We start from the raw sequence: 4,049 nt of genomic DNA, 5'->3' as shown, positions 1-4,049 counted from the left end.
ACCCGACAAAGGAGCCGACGAGAAGGCTCACTGCGGTCGACGACTGCAGCGCGATCGACAGCATCAGACCCCAGAGAACGGCAAGGACGGGATTGTGCAGGACCCCGCGCAGGCTGCGGCGCATGCGTTCGCCATAGGCGCGCTCGACACCGGTGCGGACCATGCGCGTTGCCCAGAGCAGAAGCGCCACTGCGCCGGCCAAATGCAACAAAACCGAGGAACCGTTCACTTCAAGCAATCCAGTCGCGTTGGAAATTGCGGTAAAGCCACCAAGAGAAACTAGCAGCCGTTTGTTAAGATAACATATCGACCTGAAAGCGAAAAATTTATGTTCCGGCTAAGAAAAATGATGTCGCATTTGGCAAAATTTATCAGATTAATGACAGATTTGTGTCACATGTTCGTTGATTGCCCACCATTCAAAAACCTCATGCTTTCGCGCTATCTGTCACCGCGATGAGCAGGGGATGACGGAGTTGCCGCCCTTCCTCTGGAACCCTATTTGTTGCAGTATGGTTCAGACCTTGGTTCTCTTGGCCCGGTCTTCATAAACGTCCAATCTAGCGAACGAAGAGCAGCATGCGATTTTCGCCATCCTTTCTCGATGAGATCAGGGAGCGCGTACCGATCTCCAGCGTGATCGGGACGCGGGTGTCGTTCGACCGCAAGAAGACCAATGCGCCAAAGGGCGATTTCTGGGCGTGCTGCCCTTTTCATGGCGAGAAGTCGCCAAGCTTTCACTGCGAAGACCGCAAGGGTCGCTACCATTGTTTCGGCTGCGGGGTCACCGGCGATCATTTCCGCTTTCTGACGGAACTTGAAGGCCTGAGCTTCCCGGAGGCCGTGCAGCGCGTCGCCGATATGGCGGGCATTCCCATGCCAGCGCGTGATGTTGAATCGGAAATTCGCGAGGCCAAGCGCGCTACGCTCTATGACGTCATGGAGATGGCGACCAAGTTCTTCGAAGAGCAATTGCAGGCGGCGGGCGGTGCCAAGGCGCGCGCATATCTGCGCGACCGGGGTCTCAGCGCCACCACGCAGCATGCCTATCGTCTCGGCTATGCACCGGAGAGCCGCAACGCGCTTAAGGAACATCTTGCGCTGAAGGGTGCAACGAAAGAGCAGATCGAAGCGTGTGGCCTGGTCGTCTATGGCGATGACAAGCCGGTGTCGTTCGATCGGTTTCGGGATCGTATCATGTTTCCGATCGAGGATCTGCGCGGCCGCATTATTGCCTTTGGCGGGCGGGCGCTGACGCCGAACGCCATCGCCAAATATATGAACTCGAACGAGACGGAGCTTTTCCACAAGGGTAAGGTGCTGTTCAATGCGCTTCGCGCGCGGAAAGCAGCGCAACCACAGGGCGGCCAAACGGCAAAAGCCGTGATTGCCGTCGAAGGCTATATGGACGTCATTGCGCTCGCACAGGCGGGCTTTGCACAGGCGGTCGCGCCGCTCGGCACGGCGTTGACCGAGGATCAACTCGATCTTCTCTGGCGCATGTCACCCGAGCCTATCCTCTGCTTCGATGGTGACAATGCGGGGATCAAGGCCGCGCACCGGGCGATCGACCTCGCTTTACCGGCGCTGAAGCCCGGGCGCTCGCTGCGCTTTGCCCTGCTGCCAGAGGGCAAGGACCCGGATGATCTCGTCAAGGCTTCCGGCCCGCAGGCGTTTCAGGCCGTGCTCGACGATGCCCGCCCGCTTGCGGACATGCTATGGGCGCGCGAAACCAGCGGCGGCGTTTTCGACACACCCGAACGGCGCGCCGAGCTCGAAGCCCGGCTCAAGCAGATGACCAGCCTCATTGGCGATGAGAACGTCCGTCGTCACTATGCCCAGGATGTCCGGGACCGAATCCAGCAATCCTTCAGCGCCAACACGCGAAACAATGACCGACGCAATTCGGGTCAGCCGGGCAACAACCGCCACGGCTTTGGCCCGCAAGGCGGATTTGGCCAGCGGGGGCGGGGGGGCGCCAATGGCCGGCTCGCCGTTTCCGAAAGTCTCGCGCGTTCGGTTCTCGTCAAGACAACATCAGCGATGCCGCCCTTGCGCGAGACCGCCATTCTCATGACGCTGTTCAATCATCCGCGGCTTATCGAAGATGATTTCGAGACGATTGTGCGGCTTGAATTCGGCCATCCCAACTTGAAGCGCTTTCATGCGGCGATGCTCAACGCCATGGCCGAACATCACGTGGCGACCGGCACCGAAATGCGCAAGGCGATGGCCGATACCGGCCATGGCGCGCTCATTGAGGCGCTCGAAGCGCTCGTAAGGCGTGCGCGTATCTGGACCGCCACCTCGGAAGCGGCCGAAGAGGATGCGCTCGAGGCTTTAAGACAGGCCATTCACTTGCATCAGCGCGCCAGCACACTACATAAGGAACTGAAAGTCGCTGAAACCGCCTTGGCTACGGAAGCCACCGACGAAAACCTCAACCGGCTGCTCGATATTCAGAATGCCATTCGAAGTGCGCAGGCTACCGAAGCGCTGATCGAAGGGTTCGGAATACCTTCGGGACGGTCGGGCAAAGGGTTTTGACCGAATTGATTCGCTTTTTTACCGCGAATCAGTTGAGTCGGGGTTGACGTGGGTCAATAATGACGGAATCAGATTGCGCGGAATTGTAGATATTGCGTTGATGTTTGCGGGTCCAGCAGAAAATCCGGCAAATGCGGCAAATATCCAATGTGCTCGCCACCGGGATAACAAGGTTAATCCGACATTAACAGGATTTCGGCTACTCGAACATTTAATAGCTTGATGGTGCAGGGGAACCAGGGTGCCGCCGCACCTATTTCCACCATGCGTTAAACATAGCGAAGGTCGCTTGGAGATATAGAATATGGCAACGAAGGCAAAGGAAAACGAGGAAGTAGAAGTCGAGCGCGAGGGCGCGCCGGACGGTCCACTTCTCGACCTTTCCGATGACGCTGTCAAGAAGATGATCAAGCTCGCCAAGAAGCGCGGCTATGTGACGATGGACGAACTCAATGCCGTTCTCCCGTCCGAAGAGGTCACTTCCGAGCAGATCGAAGATACGATGGCCATGCTCAGCGATATGGGCATCAACGTCGTCGAGGATGACGAGCAGGACGCTGACGCCGAGGAAGCTGACAGCAGCGCCGACGAAGAGAGCGATGCGCGCGAACTTGCCGATGCCACCGGCACCGCTGTTGCGCCGACCACCACCAAGAAGGAGCCGACGGATCGCACCGACGATCCCGTCCGCATGTATCTGCGCGAAATGGGCACTGTCGAGCTTCTGTCGCGTGAAGGTGAAATCGCCATTGCCAAGCGCATCGAGGCAGGGCGCGAGACGATGATCTCCGGTCTTTGCGAAAGTCCGCTGACTTTCCAGGCGATCATCATCTGGCGCGAGGACCTTAACGAGTCCAAGATCCTGTTGCGCGAAATCATCGATCTCGAAACCACCTATGCGGGTCCCGAAGCCAAGCAGGCGCCGGTGATCGAACGCGTCGAAGAGGAACGCCCGGCAGCCGGCAACGACAAGCCGCGCCGTTCGCGCGACGATGACGACATTACCAATGTCGGCGGCGACGCTCCCGTCGAGGAAGAAGACGACGAGGATGATGAGGCCAATCTGTCGCTCGCCGCGATGGAAGCGGAACTGCGTCCGCAGGTCATGGAAACGCTCGACGTCATCGCCGATACCTACAAGAAGCTGCGCAAGCTGCAGGACCAGCAGGTCGAAAACCGCCTTGCCGCTTCGGGTTCGCTCTCGCCGAGCCAGGAGCGTCGCTACAAGGAACTCAAGGATCAGCTGATCAAGGCCGTGAAGTCACTGTCGCTGAACCAGAACCGCATCGAGGCTCTGGTTGCCCAGCTATATGACATCAACAAGCGGCTCGTGCAGAACGAGGGCCGTTTGCTGCGGCTTGCCGAGTCCTATGGCGTGCGCCGCGAAGACTTCCTGAAAGAATATCAGGGCAACGAGCTCGACCCCAATTGGCTGAAGGCCGTCTCCAACCTCACGACCCGCGGCTGGAAAGAGTTCACCAAGAACGAGAAGGACACGATCA

Annotated in this window: 2 protein-coding genes and 1 pseudogene; 2 read left to right on the top strand and 1 reads right to left on the bottom strand. The window is 58.5% G+C overall.

Going from position 1 to position 4,049, the window contains the following annotated elements:
* Positions 1 to 229 (bottom strand): annotated as a pseudogene (locus tag AAAB35_RS25400) (Na/Pi cotransporter family protein); the annotation flags it as partial.
* Between the two features lie 350 nt (positions 230 to 579).
* On the opposite strand from AAAB35_RS25400, the gene dnaG reads away from it, so the two are divergent.
* Both dnaG and AAAB35_RS25390 read left to right on the top strand, forming a co-directional pair.
* Complete coding sequence (dnaG, locus tag AAAB35_RS25395) at positions 580 to 2,547, top strand: DNA primase (protein WP_340671107.1); 1,968 nt, start codon at positions 580 to 582, stop codon at positions 2,545 to 2,547.
* A 304-nt stretch (positions 2,548 to 2,851) separates the two neighbouring features.
* Positions 2,852 to 4,049 (top strand): RNA polymerase sigma factor region1.1 domain-containing protein (locus AAAB35_RS25390; protein ID WP_340671105.1); only part of this gene is annotated, 1,198 nt, incomplete at its 3' end.

The organism is Phyllobacterium sp. (assembly GCF_037994425.1).
In the GTDB taxonomy this organism is placed as follows: Bacteria; Pseudomonadota; Alphaproteobacteria; order Rhizobiales; family Rhizobiaceae; genus Phyllobacterium.
This window is presented reverse-complemented; position numbering and strand designations above follow the sequence as displayed.